General features: G+C 68.3%; 20 protein-coding genes and 1 other RNA gene. 11 read left to right on the top strand and 10 right to left on the bottom strand.

Going from position 1 to position 17,969, the window contains the following annotated elements:
- The first annotated feature begins 405 nt into the window (after positions 1–405).
- Complete coding sequence (locus Q8K49_RS11760; RefSeq protein WP_305306268.1) at positions 406–1,203, top strand: hypothetical protein; 798 nt, start codon at positions 406–408, stop codon at positions 1,201–1,203.
- Here Q8K49_RS11760 and Q8K49_RS11765 read toward each other — a convergent pair.
- Entirely contained in the window at positions 1,200–1,349 is a 150-nt protein-coding gene (locus Q8K49_RS11765; protein ID WP_305306269.1) for a hypothetical protein, read from the bottom strand. The genes Q8K49_RS11760 and Q8K49_RS11765 overlap by 4 nt on opposite strands.
- A 101-nt stretch (positions 1,350–1,450) precedes the next feature.
- Here Q8K49_RS11765 and purL point away from each other — a divergent pair, with 101 nt between their 5' ends.
- From purL to Q8K49_RS11780, 3 genes are read left to right on the top strand one after another with little or no spacing between them, the layout of a single operon-like run.
- Positions 1,451–3,649, top strand: a complete 2,199-nt coding sequence (purL, locus tag Q8K49_RS11770; RefSeq protein ID WP_305306270.1) for a phosphoribosylformylglycinamidine synthase subunit PurL — start codon at positions 1,451–1,453, stop codon at positions 3,647–3,649.
- 6 nt (positions 3,650–3,655) lie between these two features.
- Positions 3,656–3,994 (top strand): DUF305 domain-containing protein, encoded by a 339-nt coding sequence (locus tag Q8K49_RS11775; RefSeq protein WP_305306271.1) that lies wholly within the window; start codon positions 3,656–3,658, stop codon positions 3,992–3,994.
- Between the two features lie 51 nt (positions 3,995–4,045).
- Entirely contained in the window at positions 4,046–5,614 is a 1,569-nt protein-coding gene (locus tag Q8K49_RS11780) for an alkaline phosphatase (RefSeq protein ID WP_305306272.1), read from the top strand.
- A 1-nt stretch (position 5,615) separates the two neighbouring features.
- On the opposite strand, the gene Q8K49_RS11785 is transcribed toward Q8K49_RS11780, so the two are convergent.
- From Q8K49_RS11785 to Q8K49_RS11820, 8 genes are all read right to left on the bottom strand, one after another.
- Positions 5,616–6,017 (bottom strand): BlaI/MecI/CopY family transcriptional regulator, encoded by a 402-nt coding sequence (locus Q8K49_RS11785; protein WP_370867777.1) that lies wholly within the window; start codon positions 6,015–6,017, stop codon positions 5,616–5,618.
- Positions 5,939–6,394, bottom strand: a complete 456-nt coding sequence (locus Q8K49_RS11790; RefSeq protein ID WP_305306273.1) for a MotA/TolQ/ExbB proton channel family protein — start codon at positions 6,392–6,394, stop codon at positions 5,939–5,941. Before Q8K49_RS11790 ends, Q8K49_RS11785 begins: the two co-directional genes overlap by 79 nt.
- A 58-nt stretch (positions 6,395–6,452) precedes the next feature.
- Complete coding sequence (locus Q8K49_RS11795; RefSeq protein ID WP_305306274.1) at positions 6,453–7,277, bottom strand: TIGR00282 family metallophosphoesterase; 825 nt, start codon at positions 7,275–7,277, stop codon at positions 6,453–6,455.
- Complete coding sequence (locus Q8K49_RS11800) at positions 7,274–7,876, bottom strand: 5-formyltetrahydrofolate cyclo-ligase (RefSeq protein WP_305306448.1); 603 nt, start codon at positions 7,874–7,876, stop codon at positions 7,274–7,276. Before Q8K49_RS11800 ends, Q8K49_RS11795 begins: the two co-directional genes overlap by 4 nt.
- Positions 7,822–8,046, bottom strand: coding sequence for a hypothetical protein (locus Q8K49_RS11805; protein ID WP_305306454.1), 225 nt, complete (start codon positions 8,044–8,046; stop codon positions 7,822–7,824). Before Q8K49_RS11805 ends, Q8K49_RS11800 begins: the two co-directional genes overlap by 55 nt.
- 26 nt (positions 8,047–8,072) lie before the next feature.
- Positions 8,073–8,233: non-coding RNA, 6S RNA (ssrS, locus tag Q8K49_RS11810), on the bottom strand.
- A gap of 51 nt (positions 8,234–8,284) precedes the next feature.
- A complete protein-coding gene (locus Q8K49_RS11815; RefSeq protein ID WP_305306275.1) occupies positions 8,285–8,596 on the bottom strand; it encodes a cell division protein ZapA in 312 nt (103 codons plus the stop codon).
- Positions 8,596–8,853 carry a hypothetical protein gene (locus Q8K49_RS11820; RefSeq protein WP_305306276.1) on the bottom strand — a complete coding sequence of 86 codons (258 nt, stop codon included), beginning with the start codon at positions 8,851–8,853 and terminating at the stop codon, positions 8,596–8,598. The genes Q8K49_RS11815 and Q8K49_RS11820 overlap by 1 nt, the downstream gene beginning before the upstream one ends.
- Positions 8,854–8,996: 143 nt before the next feature.
- Between Q8K49_RS11820 and tkt the strand changes: the two genes are divergently transcribed.
- The 3 genes from tkt to purT are packed head-to-tail and all read left to right on the top strand — an operon-like array spanning position 8,997 to position 12,543.
- Positions 8,997–10,946 carry a transketolase gene (gene tkt / locus Q8K49_RS11825; protein ID WP_305306449.1) on the top strand — a complete coding sequence of 650 codons (1,950 nt, stop codon included), beginning with the start codon at positions 8,997–8,999 and terminating at the stop codon, positions 10,944–10,946.
- A gap of 2 nt (positions 10,947–10,948) precedes the next feature.
- Positions 10,949–11,332 carry a VOC family protein gene (locus Q8K49_RS11830; RefSeq protein ID WP_305306277.1) on the top strand — a complete coding sequence of 128 codons (384 nt, stop codon included), beginning with the start codon at positions 10,949–10,951 and terminating at the stop codon, positions 11,330–11,332.
- 11 nt (positions 11,333–11,343) lie between these two features.
- Entirely contained in the window at positions 11,344–12,543 is a 1,200-nt protein-coding gene (gene purT / locus Q8K49_RS11835) for a formate-dependent phosphoribosylglycinamide formyltransferase (RefSeq protein WP_305306278.1), read from the top strand.
- Here the strand turns inward: purT and Q8K49_RS11840 are convergent.
- Positions 12,540–13,676, bottom strand: a complete 1,137-nt coding sequence (locus tag Q8K49_RS11840) for a S41 family peptidase (protein ID WP_305306279.1) — start codon at positions 13,674–13,676, stop codon at positions 12,540–12,542. The genes purT and Q8K49_RS11840 overlap by 4 nt on opposite strands.
- 406 nt (positions 13,677–14,082) lie before the next feature.
- Here Q8K49_RS11840 and gap point away from each other — a divergent pair, with 406 nt between their 5' ends.
- The 4 genes from gap to fba all read left to right on the top strand — a co-directional run bounded on the left by gap (position 14,083) and on the right by fba (position 17,898).
- On the top strand, positions 14,083–15,090 hold the full coding sequence (gene gap / locus Q8K49_RS11845; protein ID WP_305306280.1) for a type I glyceraldehyde-3-phosphate dehydrogenase: 1,008 nt from the start codon (positions 14,083–14,085) through the stop codon (positions 15,088–15,090).
- 38 nt (positions 15,091–15,128) lie between these two features.
- Positions 15,129–15,395 carry a hypothetical protein gene (locus Q8K49_RS11850; RefSeq protein WP_305306281.1) on the top strand — a complete coding sequence of 89 codons (267 nt, stop codon included), beginning with the start codon at positions 15,129–15,131 and terminating at the stop codon, positions 15,393–15,395.
- Positions 15,392–16,588: a phosphoglycerate kinase gene (gene pgk, locus Q8K49_RS11855; RefSeq protein WP_305306282.1), complete on the top strand. Its 1,197-nt coding sequence runs from the start codon at positions 15,392–15,394 to the stop codon at positions 16,586–16,588. Before Q8K49_RS11850 ends, pgk begins: the two co-directional genes overlap by 4 nt.
- Positions 16,589–16,812: 224 nt before the next feature.
- Positions 16,813–17,898: a class II fructose-bisphosphate aldolase gene (fba, locus tag Q8K49_RS11860; protein ID WP_305306283.1), complete on the top strand. Its 1,086-nt coding sequence runs from the start codon at positions 16,813–16,815 to the stop codon at positions 17,896–17,898.
- The last annotated feature ends 71 nt before the right edge of the window (positions 17,899–17,969 follow it).

The following is a 17,969-nucleotide window of genomic DNA, read 5'->3' on the forward strand; positions in this document are numbered from 1 at the left end:
TGCTTCGGGTCAACCGTCGAGCGATCGGAATCGGCGAGCCGCATCCGTCAAGGCGAAAGCGTCAGATCGCCCCGTCCCGGGTCCGCGCATCGCCCTGCCCAGCCTCCTCCCGGCCCACGGACTGGTTGAGCGCCTCAGGGTCTCCGCGCGTGCTCTCACCCCCCGACGCGCCGTCCGCGTTCCGCTCGGCGGTGGGATCGCGCGGCGGCGCCGGCTCGCGGTTAGCGGGGCGGGTCGCCGGTGCACCGGTGGCGGCGTCCCCTGTCCGGGCTGGCTTGGGTCCGTTCGAGTCTGTCATTTCGATCTCCTTGGCAGAGGAAAACCGTCCCCACCAGCGGCGGGTTCCCCGCGATTGAACCTCCAACGCCTGCATGCGTAGTCAGGACCAACCGCTGCGGAGCCGCTATGTCCATCATCCGTCCGACGTCCGCCCAGATGACCCGCCGCCTGATCGTGCTGGCGGCCACCGTCTTCGCCGTGGCAGTCGGCCAGACCCAGATTCTGCTCGGCTGGGGCCAATCGCCCGCTGAATTTTCGGCGGACAGCGACGCCACCCTGCGGGTGGCGGGCTACGCTTTCGCCATCTGGGGCGTAATATACCTCTGGCTGTTGGTCTATGCGGTACGGCAGGCGCTGCCGCAGACAGGTGAAAGCCTGTTGATCCATCGGCTCGGCTGGCCCTCAGTCGCCGCGCTGCTCGGCATCGGCTGGTGGGTGGCGGCGGCGGCCTTCGACTGGGAGATGGCCACCATCATCCTGATCTTCGGCGCGCTGGGAGCCGTGCTGATTCCCTTGCTGGCCAACGCCGGCGCCGTCCGCGCCCTGCCGCGCGGCGACCGCGACCGCTGGATGACTGTTTGGCCGCTGGCCATGCTCGCCGGCTGGCTGACCGTGGCCGCGCCGCTGAACCTGATCACGGTGGCGACAGGCAATGACGCGTTGCCGGGTTTGCTGTCCCCCACGGTCTGGGCGATCCTGGCCATCGTGATCGTCAGCGCCGTTGCTCTCGGCGTGACCCAGCGTTTGCGGACCCTGGCCTATGGCCTGCCGATCGCCTGGGGGCTGCTGGGAGCCTTCGTGGCCGAGCAGGAACGCAACCCCGTGGTCGGCTATGTAGCGTTGGCCGCCGGCGTAGCTGTTCTGGTCGGGGCCATCGTCCTGACTTTCAGACTGAAAGCCGGGGTCGAGCGGCCGACGGCCTAGCCGACCACGCCGTCTGCCTGGTCGTCGTTCGCGGCCTGTTTCGAGGCGCGTTCCGACGCTGCGCTGGCGCCGACATCGGCAGCAGCGATCTCCGGCGCGGCGGGATCTTCAGGGCTGGCGGCGGGGTCGAGGGGATCATCCGGCACGAGGGCCTCCTGCGGCTATCGACTGATTCAATGAGAGACCGGCCACGATGTTCCGCCGCAGTGGCTGACACCGCACCGTTCTGCGGCTAGAAGGCGCGCCCATGAGCGCTCCCGAAAAGACCATGGCCCAACTGGCCGCCGACTACGGCCTGGCCCCGAACGAATATCAGGTCGTCCTCGACCGCCTGGGCCGCGAACCCAACCACGTCGAACTGGGCGTGTTCTCGGTGATGTGGTCCGAGCACTGCTCCTACAAGTCCTCAAAGATCCACCTCGGCAAATTCCCGACCAAGGGACCCCGCGTCATCTGCGGGCCGGGCGAGAACGCCGGGGTCATCGACATCGATGACGGCGACGCCTGTATCTTCAAGATGGAGAGCCACAACCACCCCAGCTTCATCGAGCCCTATCAGGGCGCGGCGACGGGCGTCGGCGGCATCATGCGCGACGTCTTCACCATGGGCGCGCGGCCCGTGGCCCTGCTGAACGCCCTGCGCTTCGGCGACCCGTCGCACGAAAAGACCAGGCGGCTGGTCAAGGGCGTGGTCTCGGGCATCGGCGGCTATGGCAACTGCGTCGGGGTGCCGACGGTGGCGGGCGAGACCAATTTCCACCGCGGTTACAACGGCAACATCCTGGTCAACGCCATGTGCGTGGGCGTGGCCAAGGCCGACGCCCTGTTCTACTCGGCCGCCCCGGCCCCGGGGCTGTCGGTGGTCTATTTCGGATCCAAGACCGGCCGCGACGGCATCCACGGCGCGACCATGGCGAGCGCCGAGTTCGACGAGGATTCGGACGAGAAGCGCCCCACCGTCCAGGTCGGCGACCCGTTCGCCGAGAAGCTGCTGATCGAAGCGACGCTGGAGTTGATGGCCTCGGGCGCGGTGGCGGCGATCCAGGACATGGGCGCCGCGGGCCTGACCAGTTCCTCGGTCGAGATGGCCGGCAAGGGCGGCGTCGGCGTCGAGCTGAACATGGACATGGTGCCCCAGCGCGAAACCGGCATGACGGCCTATGAGATGATGCTGTCGGAAAGCCAGGAGCGGATGCTGGCGGTGCTCAAGCCGGGCCGCGAGGAAGACGGCCACCGCATCTTCAGGAAATGGGGCCTGGACGCCGCCGTCATCGGCAAGACCACGGACACCGGCCATCTGGTGCTGAAGCACCACGGCGAGATCGTCTGCGACGTGCCCCTGGCCCCGCTGTTCGACGATGCGCCGCTGTACGACCGTCCATGGGTCCAGCCCGCGCTGCAACCGCGTCTGGCCCCCGCCGACGTGCCCGCGCCCGAGGTCTGGGTCGATGCGGTGCTGAAGGTGCTGTGCTGCCCGGACATGGCGTCCAAGCGCTGGATCTGGGAGCAGTACGACCGCCACGTCATGGCCGACACCCTGCACGACTCGGCCACAGCCGCCGACGCCGGCGTGGTCCGGGTGCACGGCACGGACAAGGGTCTGGCCATGACCTCGGATTGTACCCCCCGCTACGTGCAGGCCGACCCTTATGAGGGCGGCAAACAGGCCGTGGCGGAGGCGTGGCGCAACCTGACCGCCGTCGGCAGCCGGCCCATCGCTATCACCGACAACCTCAATTTCGGCAATCCTCAACGGCCCGAGATCATGGGCCAGATCGTCCGCGCCATCGACGGCATGGCCGAGGCCTGCCGCGTGCTGGACTTCCCGGTCGTGAGCGGCAACGTCAGCCTCTACAACGAGACCAATGGCGCGGCCATTCCGCCGACCCCGACGGTCGGGGCCGTCGGCCTGCTGACCAACTATGACGTCGTCGTCGGCTTCGGCGGCATGGTGGAAGGCGACGTGCTGGTGCTGATCGGCGAGACCGTCGGCGAACTGGGCTCGTCCCTTTATCTGCGGGAGGTGCTGGGCCGCGAGGACGGCGCCCCGCCGCCGGTCGATCTGGCTCTGGAGCGCAAGACCGGCGACTTCGTGCGCGGCCTGATCGAGGCGGGCGGTCTGACCTGTGTCCACGACCTGTCTGACGGCGGCCTGATCGGCGCGGCGGCGGACATCGCCCTGGCCTCGGACTGCGGCGTCGAACTGGACGCCACCTCGGCCACCCACGCCCACATCCTGCTCTTCGGCGAGGACCAGGCCCGCTATCTGGTCGCCGTGCCGGACGCATCACCGATCATCGCGGCGGCGCAGACGGCCGGGCTGCACGCCAGCGTCGTCGGCCGCGCCAAAGGCCGCGACTTTGCCTCGGGCGACCTGTTCCGCCTGCCGCTGGATCACCTGCGCGAGATGCACGAGGGCTGGATGCCCTCGTGGATCGAAGCCTGACGCCGGATGCGCGTTTCACTGACCACGCTGTTGGCCTCGCTCGTCCTGACCGCCTGCGACGGTGGCGGTGATCCGGTGCAGCAGGCCCTGCGGGAGACCGCGGCGGTAAACCAGTCGGCCACGGTCAGGGAGACGGCGGCCGTGTACGATCCCGCCTCAACGGACCAGGCTTGGGTCAACCGGATGGTGGCGCGCCATCGCGAGGCGATCGCCGCTGCCGACGTGGTGCTGGCGCAGTCTCGGGACCCCGAAATCCGTCGCATGGCGGAGGCGGTCAAGGATGCACGGACGCACGAAATCGCGGAAATGCAGGCGTGGAAGCCGTCGGCCACGCCAGGCCAGTGACGACCGTCGTATTTCCGGGCTAGATCGGAGCCTGAAGTTCCGGAGATCCCGATGTCGGTATTCGATTCCCTGTCCCGTCGCGGACTTCTGCTGGGCCTCGGCGCCGGGGGCGTGCTGGCAAGCTCCAGCCGTCAGGCCTTGGCCGATCCGGTGTTCGCCGAATATCCGTTCCAGTTGGGCATCGCCGCCGGCGATCCGGCCCCGGACGGCTTCGTCATCTGGACCCGACTGGCGCCCCGCCCGCTCGAGATCGGCCACGGCATGCCGTCAGCCCCGGTGCCGGTAAGGTGGGAAATCGCAACGGATCGCGGCTTTTCCAGCGTGGCCCAGAGGGGCGAGGCGGTCGCGCGGCCTGAACTCGGGCACGCCGTCCATGTCGAGGTCACGGGCCTGGAGCCGGGCCGGGACTATTTCTACCGCTTCACGGCCGGGGCCGAACGCACCCCCTCGGGCCGGGCGAAGACGGCGCCGGCGCCCGGCGCCGCGGTGGCCCAGGTGCGTTTCGGCGTGCTGGGCTGTCAGGCCTATGAGCAGGGCTTCTACACCGCCCACCGAAAGGCGGCCGAGGAGCAACTCGACTTCGTCTACTGCTACGGCGACTACATCTACGAAGGCCGCGGCAACCGCACCTACACCGGCTCTGGCGGCACGATCGAAAACCCGCGGCAGCATCTGGGCGGCGAGACCTTCAGCCTCGACGACTATCGACGGCGCTACGCCCAGTACAAGCTGGACACCGACCTGCAGGCCAGCCACGCGGCGGCGGCCTGGTATGTGACCTGGGACGACCATGAGGTCGCCAACAACTGGGTGTCGGACATCGACGACGACGTGCCGCCCGAGGTCTTCCTGCTGCGGCGTCAGGCGGCGGCCCAGGCCTTCTACGAACATATGCCCCTGCGCCGCTCAGCCTTCCCGCGCGGGGCGGAGATGCAGCTGTACCGTCACGCGGCCTGGGGCGACCTGCTGGATCTGAACTTCCTCGATACCCGGTCCCACCGCTCGAACCAGCCCTGCGACGACGCCTGGGCCACGACCTGCGCGGGGGTCTCGGCCGCGAACGCCCAGGTGCTGGGCGAAGCGCAGGAAGCCTGGCTCTACAGAAACCTCGAGCAGTCGCGCGCCCACTGGAAGGTGCTGGCCCAACAGATCATGGTCATGGACCTCGACCGCAAGGAGGGGCCGGAGCCGGGCTACAACCTCGACAGCTGGGCCGGCTATTCGATCCCGCGCCAGCGGTTGCTGGACCGGCTGCGCGAGCGCCGCATCGGCAACACCGTGGTCCTGACGGGGGACGAGCACCAGAACTATGCCGGCGAGCTGTACCGCGACAGCCGCAATCCCGAGGGCGCACCGATCGCCTCGGAGTTCGTCGCCACCTCGATCAGCTCATCCGGCGACGGGCAGGATCAACGCGCGGACGGCCGCCGCTATCTGGCCGACAACCCGTTCCTGAAATTCAACAACGCCCAGCGCGGCTATGTCGTCTGCGACGTGACGCCGGAGCGCTGGCAGACCGAGTTCAAGGTGCTGGACAAGGTGTCGGAACGCGGCGGGACCCTGAGCACCCGGGCGAAATTCGCGGTGGCCAGCGGCGACGCGCGGGTCGTGGCGGCCTGAGTCAGAGGTCCAGCCGGTCCGCCAGCAGGGCCGCAAGACGGTCGGGCCTGCCGTCGAACAGTCGGTCCAGCAGGTCCTGGACCTCGCCCTCGACATAGGCCAGCCGGTCGATCACGGCGTGATAGCGTTGGCGACCGTCCTCCTTCTGCGAGCGGACAGCCCCCTTCTGCATCAGGCGATGCAGAAGGGTTTTAATGGTCGCCTCGGCCCAGGGATGGCCAGCCTTCACCTCTTCGATCAACGAGGCGAAGGACAGCGGGCCGCGCCGCCAGAGCGCAGCGAGAACCGCGCTCTCGGCCTGGGTGACCGAAATGCGCGCCGGATTCAGGATTGCAGCACCGCCCGGTCGATCCGCGCCTCGATGATCCAGTGGCAGACAACGCCCACGACGCCTGTGATCAATCCCAGCAGGAACAGAAGGGCGGCCTCGGCGAAGCCAGGGGCCAGCACCGGCAAGGGGACCGGTCCGAAATTGGCGATGCCGATGAAGCTCATCAGCAGGACGAAGGCAGCGCCGAGCAGCCCCATCAGCGGGCCTCCCAGCCGAAGCGCCGAGACAAAGGCCGAACCGCCGTTCAGCCGCTTTCCGGACGCCAGTTTCAGACCGGTTACGATAATCGCGGCGAGCGAGGCCGCGACGAGGGCGATCATCAGGAACTGCATGGTCTCGTCGGCATCGGAGAACACGCCGGCCAGGGTGAGACGCGGCGCGGCGACCGCTGCAATGGGGACCGCCGCCAGCATGAGGCCGGCGACGACAGGAGACAGGGATGGACGCACGGCGAGACCTCCAGACTACGTTTGTAATCTTTGCAGATTACGCACGTAAACTTTTCAGTCAAGCCAGAACGGGAACCGCCTGGCTCAGTCGACCGCCGACCCGGATCGGCTCGACCCGCGTGGCCAGTCCGGTCTTGTCGTCCGTCTCGACATAGACGCCGCAGATGGTCGCCGGCCCGTGGGCCGGCGCATAGCGGCCCCCTGAGAGCCGGGTCGTGAAGCGCCGCAGGGGCTCTTCCTTCTCATTGCCGATGACGCTGTCATAGTCGCAGCAGCCGCCGGCGTCGGTCTGATAGGCTGTGCCGCCGGGCAGGATCTGGCAGTCGGCGGTGGGCACATGGGTGTGGGTGCCGACGACCAGCGAGGCGCGGCCGTCGCAGAAATGGCCCATGGCCATCTTTTCGGACGTGGCCTCGGCGTGCATGTCGACGATGATGGCGTCCGCGGCCATGCCCATCGGGCAGGCGGCCAGCTCCTTCTCGACCGCGCCGAACGGGTCATCGACGGCGTCCATGTGAATGCGGCCCAGAGCGTTCATGACCAGCACCGTCTTGCCGGACTGGGTCTCGAACAGATTGGCTCCGGCGCCCGGCGCATCCATCAGACGCGGATAGTTCAGCGGCCGGATCAGCCGTGGCTCGCGCACGATATAGGTCAGGGCCTCACGCTGGTCCCAGCTGTGGTTGCCCAGGGTCAGGCAGTCGGCGCCGGCCATGAACAGTTCGCGCGCGGTGTTTTCGGTGATGCCGAAACCGCCCGCGGCGTTCTCGGCGTTGACCACCACGAAATCGAGTTTCAGGTCGCGCTTCAGGCCGGGCAGGTGGTCGCTCAGGCCGTCCCGTCCGGACTTGCCGACGACATCACCGAAAAAAGCCAGTCTCATGCGAAGGGTCTATAGCCGGTCTCGGTCAGAACGCCATGCAGGCGGATGTCGTGCGCCTCCTGAGGCAGACGCTCGACCTCCTGCCCGGCGTAGGCGAAGCCGATCCGGGTGACGTCGGGCCGCGCGGCGAAGGTCCGATCGTAATAGCCGCCCCCCTGCCCCAACCGTCCGCCCTCGGCGTCGAAGGCCAGCAGCGGCGTCAGGATAAGGTCGGGCTCGACAATCTCGGCCAGCGGGAAGGGCGCGGGCACGCCGGCCTCGTCCAGCTCCAGCGGTTCGCCCGGAGACCAGCGGCGGAAGATCATGGGCGCATCCGGCTCCACCACCACGGGCAGGCACAGCTCGCGGCCCGCCCGGCTGAGCGCCAATGACAGGGCGTCGACGTCCAGTTCGGAGCCGATGGCGCGATAGACCGCGACGATCCGCCCCGGCGGCAGGGCGCCCGCCTGTTCGGCCGCGCGGCCTGCGGCGCCCGGGTCCAGCCCGGCCAGACGCTTGCGCCGGGCCCGCATCGCGGCTCTCAGCGCGTGTTTGTCGATGGAGGTCAGAGGTGCGACCGGGCCTTGGAACTGAAGGTCAGGACGACCACGGCGAGGTATGCGGCAAGCACGGCGCCACGAGCGGTCCAGGCCACGGCGGTGTCCCCCGGAAACAGCAGACTGACGCCGACCATCGCGATGACGAAAACGAGCGTGGCGACCCAGCCTTCCCAACTCGCCGGGGAGGCGCCCCATCCGAACAGCTTGGGTCCGAACCATCCGCGCTTCATCGCATGGGCTCCCGAAAGGATGGGTTGGCGGCGCCGCAAGAACCGTGAAGGACGTTTAAATCCTCTCGACCTGGGTAGCCAGGTGGGCGCCGTATGCCCAGGCCCACGGGCCTGATCAGGGACAGCTCCCTTTGAGTGAATTAAGGTCGCAAGGAAATGTTGCCTTCGACGAGAGCCGCAGCAGGACCCGCCATCGAGGAAGATAGTCCCTAAGCCGGGGCGGAACAATGGCCGGGCGTCACAGTCCCTGGGCGATTTTCTCCAGCCGCGCGGCCACGGCGTTCAGCGCCTCGGCCACTCCGTCGCCTGTTGCGGCGGCGGCCAGGGCGGACGCGCCGGGATTGCCGAGCCGGACCTCATGCAGTTCGTCAGCCAGCATCAGGCCCGCCATCAGGAACAGGCGGATGTCGCCGACATGGCCGACCTCCCCCGCCACCTGGCGCACATGGCCGTCGAACTGTTTGGCCAGGATGTGGACGCGCTCCTCCTGCCCGTCGGCGCAACCCACGGCATAGGGGCGGCCGTTGATCTCGACGGTCACTGTCGCCATCAGCGGGCCTCCTGTTCGGCCAGGCTGTCGCGGATGGCGTCGGCTGCGTGAGACAGGGCCTCGGCGGCGTCGCGGCCCGCGGCTTCCAGCTCATGGATTCGCGCGCGATCGGTCTCGGTCGAGGGTTCAGGCGCGAACAGGTCGTCGTCCGGCACGCGACTGGTCCCCACCGCGCGGCTCTTCAGATCCAGCAGGCGACGTTCCAGCAGCGCAAGCGCGCGGTCGACTCGGTCCTTTGCGGCCGATGCAGCGTCCATTCGGGTCACATCCTCCAGAATCCGTATAGAACCCGCCGACGCGTCGGGGTAAAGCGGCGCGCCTCCCTTTTTCCGCTTCCCGACGAAAGGTCCTCCCCGTGACCGACGCCAAATTCGTATCCGCAAAGGCCACACCCAAGCAGATGGCGGACGCCATCCGGGTGCTGTCCATGGACGGGGTGGAGAAGGCGAAGAGCGGCCACCCCGGCATGCCGATGGGCATGGCCGACGTGGCCACGGTGCTGTTCTCCAAATTCCTGAAGTTCGACGCCAGCCGCCCTGACTGGGCCGACCGCGACCGTTTCATTCTGTCGGCCGGCCACGGATCGATGCTGATCTACGCCTTGCTTCATCTGACCGGCTACAAGGCGGCGACGAAGGAAGAGTTGTCGAACTTTCGCCAGTGGGGTTCGAAGACCGCCGGCCACCCCGAATTCGGCCATATGCCCGGCGTCGAGACCACGACCGGTCCCCTGGGTCAGGGCCTGGCCAACAGCATCGGCTTCGCCATGGCCGAACGGCATCTGGCCGCAAGGTTCGGCGCCGACCTCGTCGATCACCGCACCTGGGTCGTCGCGGGCGATGGCTGCCTGATGGAGGGCGTGTCGCAGGAGGCCATCGCTCTGGCCGGCCGCTATCGGCTGAACAAGCTGACGGTGCTGTGGGATGACAATTCGATCACCATCGACGGCGCGGTGTCCCTGTCTGACGCCACCGACCAGAAGGCCCGCTTCAAGGCCGCGGGCTGGGCCGTCAAAGCCATCGACGGCCACGACATGAAGGCCGTCAAGTCGGCGCTACAGTGGGCGACGCGGCAGGACAGGCCGACCCTGATCGCCTGCAAGACGAAGATCGGCCGCGGCGCCGCCACCATGGAAGGCAGCCACAAGACGCACGGCGCCGCCCTGGGCGCGGCCGAGATCGCCGCTACCCGCCTGGGTCTGTCGTGGGCGCATGAGCCGTTCGAACTGCCCGAAGCCGTCGACAAGGCGTGGAAGAAGGTCGGCAAGCGCGGTTCGAAAGACCGCAAGGCGTGGGAAGCCCGGCTGAACGCCTCGTCCCAGGCGGCGGACTTTACGCGCGCCATGAAGGGCGACCTGCCCAAGAACGCCTTCGACGCCCTGAACGCGAGGATCGCCGAACTGGTCGAGACGAAACCGGCCCAGGCCACCCGCCAGTCGTCGGGCGCGGCGCTGGACGAACTGTTCGCCGTCATCCCCGAACTGATCGGCGGCTCGGCCGACCTGACCGGCTCGAACAACACCTTCGTCAAGGGCACGCCGATCTTCGACGCGCCGACCTATGAGGGTCGCTACGTCAACTGGGGCATCCGCGAGTTCGGCATGGCGGCGGCCATGAACGGCATGGCGCTGCACGGCGGGGTCATTCCCTATGGCGGCACCTTCATGGTGTTCTCGGACTACAGCCGCCCGGCCATCCGCCTCGGCGCCCTGATGGGGGTGCGGGCCATCCACGTCCTGACCCATGACTCGATCGGCCTGGGCGAGGACGGCCCGACACACCAGCCGGTCGAGCATCTCGCCGCCCTGCGCGCCATCCCCAACCTGCTGGTCTTCCGCCCCGCCGACACGGTCGAGGCCATGGAGTGCTGGCAGGCGGCGCTGGAGCACAAGACCGCGCCCTCAGCCATGGCCCTGTCGCGGCAGAAGACCCCGGCCGTTCGCATGATCGCCTCGGATGAGAACCTGTCGGCCAAGGGGGCCTATGAGATCCGGGCCGCCAAGGGCGCGGCGAAGGTGACCCTGTTCGGCACCGGCACGGAGCTGGCGCTGGCGCTCGCCGCCGCCGAGGTGCTGGAAGCCGCAGGTGCGCCAACCCGGGTGGTCTCGGTCCCCTGTTTCGAACTCTTCTTCCAGCAGCCGAAGAAATACCAGGACAGCGTCATCGGCCGCGGCACGGTCCGCGTCGCCGTCGAGGCCGCCATCCAACAGGGCTGGGAGCGGTTCATCGGCGAGGACGGCGCCTTCATCGGCATGACCGGCTTCGGCGCCTCGGCTCCGGCGGAGGTGCTGTACGAGAAGTTCGGGATCACCACCGAGGCTGTGGTCGCGGCGGTCAAGGCGCGGCTGTAGCCGTGCCCCACATCGGCGCCTTCAGCCTGCTTGTGCGGGACTATGACGAAGCCATCGCCTTCTATGTCGGCAAGCTCGGCTTCGACCTTACCGAGGACTCGGACCGCGGCGGCGGCAAGCGCTGGGTCCGCGTGACGCCGAAGGGCGGCCAGACATCCCTGTTGCTGGCCCGCGCCGCGAACGACGCCCAGGGCGCCACGGTCGGGGCCCAGGCCGGCGGCCGCATCTGGCTGTTCCTGGAAACGGACGATTTCCAGCGCGACCATGCGGCCTTCCTCGCCGCCGGGGTCCATTTCCGCGAGGAGCCGCGCCGCGAACCCTATGGCGTCGTGGCCGTGTTCGACGATCTGTATGGCAACGGCTGGGACCTGATCCAGCACGCCTGAAAGGACCGCACATGACCCGCCTCGGCACACCCCTCTCCGACAGCGCCGTGCGCGTCATGCTTCTCGGCGCGGGCGAGCTGGGCAAGGAAGTCGCCATCGAGCTGCAGCGGCTGGGCGCCGAGGTCATCGCCGTCGATCGCTATCCCAATGCGCCAGCCATGCAGGTGGCGCACCGCAGCCACGTCATCCCCATGACCGATCCGCAGGTGCTGAACGGCGTCATCATGGCCGAGGCGCCGCACATCATCGTGCCCGAGATCGAGGCCATCGCCACCGAGGTGCTGGCGCAGATCGAGGCGGCGGGACTGGCGACCGTCATCCCGACGGCGCGGGCGACGCAGCTCACCATGAACCGCGAGGGCATCCGCCGGCTGGCGGCGGAAGAGCTCGGCCTTGCGACCAGCCCCTATGCCTTCGCCACATCCGCCGCAGAACTGGCCGAGGCCGCGCACCGGATCGGCCTGCCGGTCTTCATCAAGCCGGTGATGTCTTCGTCGGGCAAGGGTCAGTCAATGATTGACACGCTTGAGGACGCCGCCAACGCCTGGGCCCATGCGCAATCGGGCGGGCGAGTGGAGACGGCGACGGTGATCGTCGAGGGCCGGATCGACTTCGACTTCGAGATCACCCTGCTGACCGTCCGATCCATCGGCGCGGACGGGCAAACCCGGACCGACTTCTGCGCCCCTATCGGCCACCGCCAGGTCAAGGGCGACTATGTCGAGAGCTGGCAGCCGCAGGCCATGACGCCCGCCGCCCTGGCCAGCGCGCACGACATCGCGCGCAAGGTCACCGATGCTTTAGGCGGCCTTGGCGTGTTTGGCGTCGAACTGTTCGTGAAGGGGGACCATGTCTGGTTTTCAGAGGTGTCGCCCCGCCCGCACGACACCGGCCTGGTGACCCTGGCCACCCAGACCATGAGCGAATTCGCCCTGCACGCCCGCGCCATCCTCGGCCTGCCCGTCGACGTCAGCCAGCACGACATCGGGGCCAGCGCGGTGATCTACGGAGGGATCGACGCGGTGGGCGTCGCCTATGAGGGCGTGGCCGAGGCCCTGGCGGTGCCGACCGCCGACCTGCGCCTGTTCGGCAAGCCGGAGAGCTATGTCAGCCGCCGCATGGGCGTGGCCACGGCGCGTGGTGAAACCGTGGAACAGGCGCGCGAACGGGCCCGCGAGGCGGCGTCGAGAGTTCGCGTCGTCCCCGGCTAAAGCACTGGCGCGGCCTGGAGCGCCGTCGCCGGTTCCAGGCGTGGTTCGGCCAGGGCCGCCACGGCAGCGTCCAGTCCCGGATCGCGACCGGCGCGGCGGTCTTCCAGCGTCCGGGGGGCGGCCACGTCGGGCGTCACGCCGCGTTTTTCCAGCCGAACTCCGCCCGAGGTGATGAAGTCCGCACGGCTCAGACTCAGCCTTCCGCCATCCGGCAAACGTGTTTCCTGCGAGATCAGCACCGCTCCCGCTGTGGGCGCGCCGATCACCACCGCGCGCCGGGCCTCCTGCAGGGCGGCGGGGGTCAGTTCGGCGGCGCTGCGGCTGTTGGCGTCGACGAGGACGGCCACGTCATTCCCGATCGGTCGGTCCAATGCGCCGCACCCTCCAGCAGTCCTGAGTTCGATGCGCCGACCGCTCCGACCTGTACGAGTCGCCCAGAACCGCTGCCGCGGCAAAAAGCAGCTCAGCACCGCGTCCGCTTCCGCGAGGAGCCCCCCGGGGTTCCCGCGCAGGTCAATGACGACGTCGATGTCCGGCGGCAAGTCAGCCAGTTGCTCGCCCATCCACCGACCCAGACCGGACTCGAAGCCTTCGACGGTCAGCACCAGCACGCCAGGCCTGGAGCGATCCGCGGCGAACGCCGGGACCGGGTCCATCATCCGCGGGGTGAGGGTCAAGGAGCGGCTTTCGCCTTCGGCATCGAGCATGGCCAGCGTCACGGGGCGGCCCTCGGCGAGGTCCTGCTCCGGAGTCCAGGGTGCGCCCTCGGCGGTGATCAGCCGCCACCCCTCCGCCACCCCCGCCTCCGCGGCGGGTGAACCCGGGCGAACCCCCTCGATGAGGTAGCTTTCGCCGGCCAGCTCCGGCCTCAGGGACACGCCGATAGCGGCGCGGCGCTGACGCAGCGTGGCCTGTCGGCGGGCGACCGCAGGCGGCGAAGCGCCCGCGTGGTCATCGTCCAGAAGGTCCAGCATCCCGCCGAGAGCCCGGTAAAGGCTTCGGTCATCCACCGCCAACAAAGCGACCGGACGCCAGGTCTGCCGGGCCGCGCTCCAGTCCACGCCGTGAAGATCGGGGTCGTAGTACTGGTTGCGGACCTCGGTCCAGACGCGGTCAAAGACCCGCTGGTTCATCCGCGTACGCTCACGATCCGGAGCCGATGCGACTGCCGCCGCCGGTAGGGCGGCAGGATCGGATGCGGATGCGGGAACGGCGACGAGCGCAAGGCTCATCGCCGCTGAGGCCGTCAGCATCCGGAGAAGGCGTCCGAAGATCATGACGCCATTAGAAGGCGCCGCATTCGCGTTTCAAATCACGAAGTCGCAGGCGGATCAGTCTTCATTATTCTGTCGTGTTTCAATCCGGTGCACGAACACTTCTGCTCCGGCGCCTCGGAGGACCCGCCCCCGCGCGCGCCGCACCGACTGATGGCAAGCGTCACAATCCATCACGCCTTGTTACAGGCGCGGGGTTGATCCTCGCGCCCGCCGGCTTCATTGAAGCGCCAAATCTCAACACCGCTACTTCGGAGACCGCCCCATGACCGTCCGCGTCGCCATCAATGGTTTCGGCCGCATCGGCCGCCTCGTCCTGCGCTCGATCATCGAGCATGGCCGGCGCGACATCGAGGTGGTGGCGATCAACGATCTGGGCCCGGTCGAAACCAACGCCCACCTGCTGCGCTACGATTCGGTGCACGGCCGGTTCCCGGGCACGGTCGAAACCGGCGCGGACTGGATCGACGTCGGCCTGGGCAAGATCAAGGTCACGGCCGAGCGCGATCCGTCGAAGCTTCCCCACAAGGAGCTGAATGTCGACATCGCCTTCGAATGCACCGGCCTGTTCACGACCAAGGAGAAGGCTTCGGCCCACCTGACCGCCGGCGCCAAACGCGTGCTGGTTTCGGCCCCCTGCGACGGCGCTGACAAGACCATCGTCTACAAGGTCAACCACGACACCCTGACGGCCGACGACATCGTCGTCTCCAACGGCTCCTGCACCACCAACGCCCTGGCCCCCGTCGCCAAGGTGTTGCACGACCTGTTCGGCATCGAGCGCGGCTATATGACCACGATCCACAGCTACACCGGCGACCAGCCGACGCTGGATACGATGCACAAGGACCTGTACCGGGGCCGCGCCGCCGCCCTCTCGATGATCCCGACCTCGACCGGCGCCGCCAAGGCCCTCGGCCTGGTTCTGCCGGAACTGAAGGGCAAGCTGGACGGCTCGTCGATCCGCGTCCCGACCCCGAACGTCTCGGTCGTCGATCTGAAGGTCGTGGCCGGCCGCGAGGTCACGGTGGACGAGATCAACGCCGCGCTGCAAGCCGCCGCCGACGGCCCGATGAAGGGCGTGCTTGCGACCACAGACGAGCCCCTCGTCTCGACCGACCTCAACCACATCGCCGCCTCGTCCACCGCCGCCCTGCCCCAGACCCAGGTCGTCGACGGCAAACTGGCCCGCGTCCTGACCTGGTACGACAACGAATGGGGCTTCGCGACGCGGATGGCGGATACGGCGCTGGTGATGAGCAAGCTGATCTGATGCGGGGCGCCCGGTACCAAGATCAGGGACCAGGCGACATGCTTCCAGGGCGCGGAATCGAACTGGTCGAGCTTCTGGAAAGCCGTGATGGCTGCCTGACCCTGCTTGAGCTCGCTGACGGCAGGGTTGTTCGGGCCTTCAACTGCGCCGCTGGCCGTGACATGGGCGACGCGTGGGAACACATGACGCTCAACATTTCTCCCGATATGGCCGGAGAAAAAATCGACTTCTTACGGACCTCAGATGTGGTCCACGCGGTCGATCCCGATACGTCGGACACCCTCTATATTCGGACTCACCCATGACCTTCCGCACCCTCGACGACGCCCGCGACCTCGCCGGCAAGACCGCCCTCGTTCGCGTGGACTTCAACGTCCCGATGGAGGACGGCAGGGTCACCGAGGACACCCGCCTGCGCGTCGCCATCCCCACCATCAACAAACTGCGCGACGCCGGCGCCCGGGTCGCCTTGCTGGCCCATTTCGACCGGCCCAGGGGCAAGGTCGTGCCCTCGATGAGCCTGCGGCCGGTGGTCGATGACCTCGAACGCCTGCTCGGCGCACCCGTCCGGTTCGCCACCGACTGCGTGGGCGATGAGGCGAAGGCCATGATCGCCGACCTGCCCCTGGGCGGGGTGATCCTGCTGGAAAACGTCCGCTTCCACGGGGGCGAGGAGGCCAACGACCCCGCCTTCGCCAAACAGCTGGCCGAGCTCGGCGACCTCTACGTCAACGACGCCTTCTCCGCCGCCCACCGCGCCCACGCCTCGACCGAAGGAATCGCCCGCCTGCTGCCGGCCTACGCCGGCGAGTCCATGCGCCGCGAGCTGGACGCGCTCGACGCGGCGCTCGGCAATCCGCAGAAGCCGGTGCTGGGCATCGTCGGCGGGGCCAAGGTCTCGACCAAGCTGGATCTGCTGAAGAACCTTGTCGGCAAGCTGGATCGCCTCGCCATCGGCGGCGGCATGGCCAACACCTTCCTGTTTGCCCAGGGGATCGATATCGGCGGCTCGCTGGCCGAGCGCGACATGGCCGACACGGCCCTCGAAATCCTCGCCGAGGCCAAGGCGCGGGGCTGCGAGATTCTGCTGCCCGTGGACTTCGTCGTAGCGACCGAAGTCAGGCCCGGCGCAGCCGCCCGCCCCGTCGTCGCCGGCCAGCCGCTGTCGGCCGAGGACAAGATCCTCGACGCTGGTCCGGCGACCGTCGCGCGTCTGGTGGACGCCCTGACGGCGTCGAAGACGCTCATCTGGAACGGTCCGCTGGGGGTGTTCGAAGTGCCGCCGTTCGATGTGGCCACCGTCGCGGTCGCCCACCATGCGGCCGCCCTGGCCAAGGCCGGCGTGCTCGTCGCGGTCGGCGGCGGCGGCGACACGGTCGCGGCCCTGCATCATGCGGGCGTGGCCGACGACATGACCTTCGTCTCCACCGCGGGCGGCGCCTTCCTTGAGTGGATGGAGGGCAAGCCTCTGCCGGGGGTAGAAGCTCTGCGGGCTTGACGCCGCAAGTCCTCCCCCCATCGGGGGAGGGGGACCATCCGAAGGATGGTGGAGGGGGCGGGCCGCAACCGCCGGCGCCAAGGCCGGCCCCCTCCACCGCTTCGCGGTCCCCCTCCCCCTGTCGCTCCGCTCCCGGGGGAAGAATGGTTGTTACATTGCGTGACTTCCGGCTTATCCGGCGCTAAACCACCGGCCGAATATCGGGGCTTACGGAGACACCACCCATGGCGCGCATCACGCTGCGACAGCTGCTCGACCACGCGGCCGAGAACGACTACGGCCTGCCCGCCTACAACATCAACAATATGGAACAGGGGCTGGCGATCATGGAGGCGGCCGAGGCGGTCAACGCCCCGGTCATCATCCAGGCCAGCCGCGGCGCCCGCAGCTACGCCAACGACATCGTGCTGGCCAAGCTGATCGACGCCCTCGCCGAACTCTATCCGCACATCCCGGTCTGCATGCACCAGGACCACGGCAACGGCCCCGCCACCTGCGCCACCGCCATCCAGTACGGCTTCACCTCGGTGATGATGGACGGCTCGCTGGAAGAGGACGCCAAGACCCCCGCCAGCTACGAATACAATGTCGACGTCACCCGCCGCGTGGTCCAGATGGCCCACTCTTGCGGCGTCTCGGTCGAGGGCGAATTGGGCGTTCTGGGCTCGCTGGAGACCGGAATGGGCGAGGCCGAGGATGGCCACGGCTTCGAGGGCAAGCTGGATCACTCCGCCCTTCTGACCGACCCGGACCAGGCCGTGGACTTCGTCCGCGAAACCCAGGTCGACGCCCTCGCCATCGCCATGGGCACCAGCCACGGGGCCTACAAATTCAGCCGCCAGCCGGACGGCGAGGTGCTGGCCATGAATGTGATCGAGGAGATCCACCGCCGCCTGCCCGACACCCATCTGGTGATGCATGGCTCATCGTCGGTGCCGCAGGATCTTCAGGACATCATCAACCAGTACGGCGGCCAGATGCCCCAGACCTGGGGCGTGCCGGTCGAGGAAATCCAGCGCGGCATCAGGCACGGCGTGCGCAAGATCAACATCGACACCGACAACCGCATGGCCATGACCGGCGCGGTCCGCAAACTGCTGATGGAAAAGCCGGGCGAGTTTGATCCCCGCGCCTGGCTGAAGCCTGCCAAGGAGGCGATGCGCAAACTGTGTCAGGAGCGGTTCGTGCAGTTCGGCTGCGAGGGCCAGGCATCGAAGATCCGGCCCCTGTCCACGGCCCGGATGGCCCAACGCTATGCGAAGGGCGAGCTGAACCCGCAGTTCGGTTCGGCCGCCTCGAAAGCGGCCTGACGCGGCGCCTTGCGCCAGGCGCTCGCCGCGGTGGCGTTCTTCATCGCCTGCTGACCGACGGGCCCCGCTTC

This window comes from Brevundimonas sp. (genome assembly GCF_030682035.1).
Taxonomy (GTDB): Bacteria; Pseudomonadota; Alphaproteobacteria; order Caulobacterales; family Caulobacteraceae; genus Brevundimonas.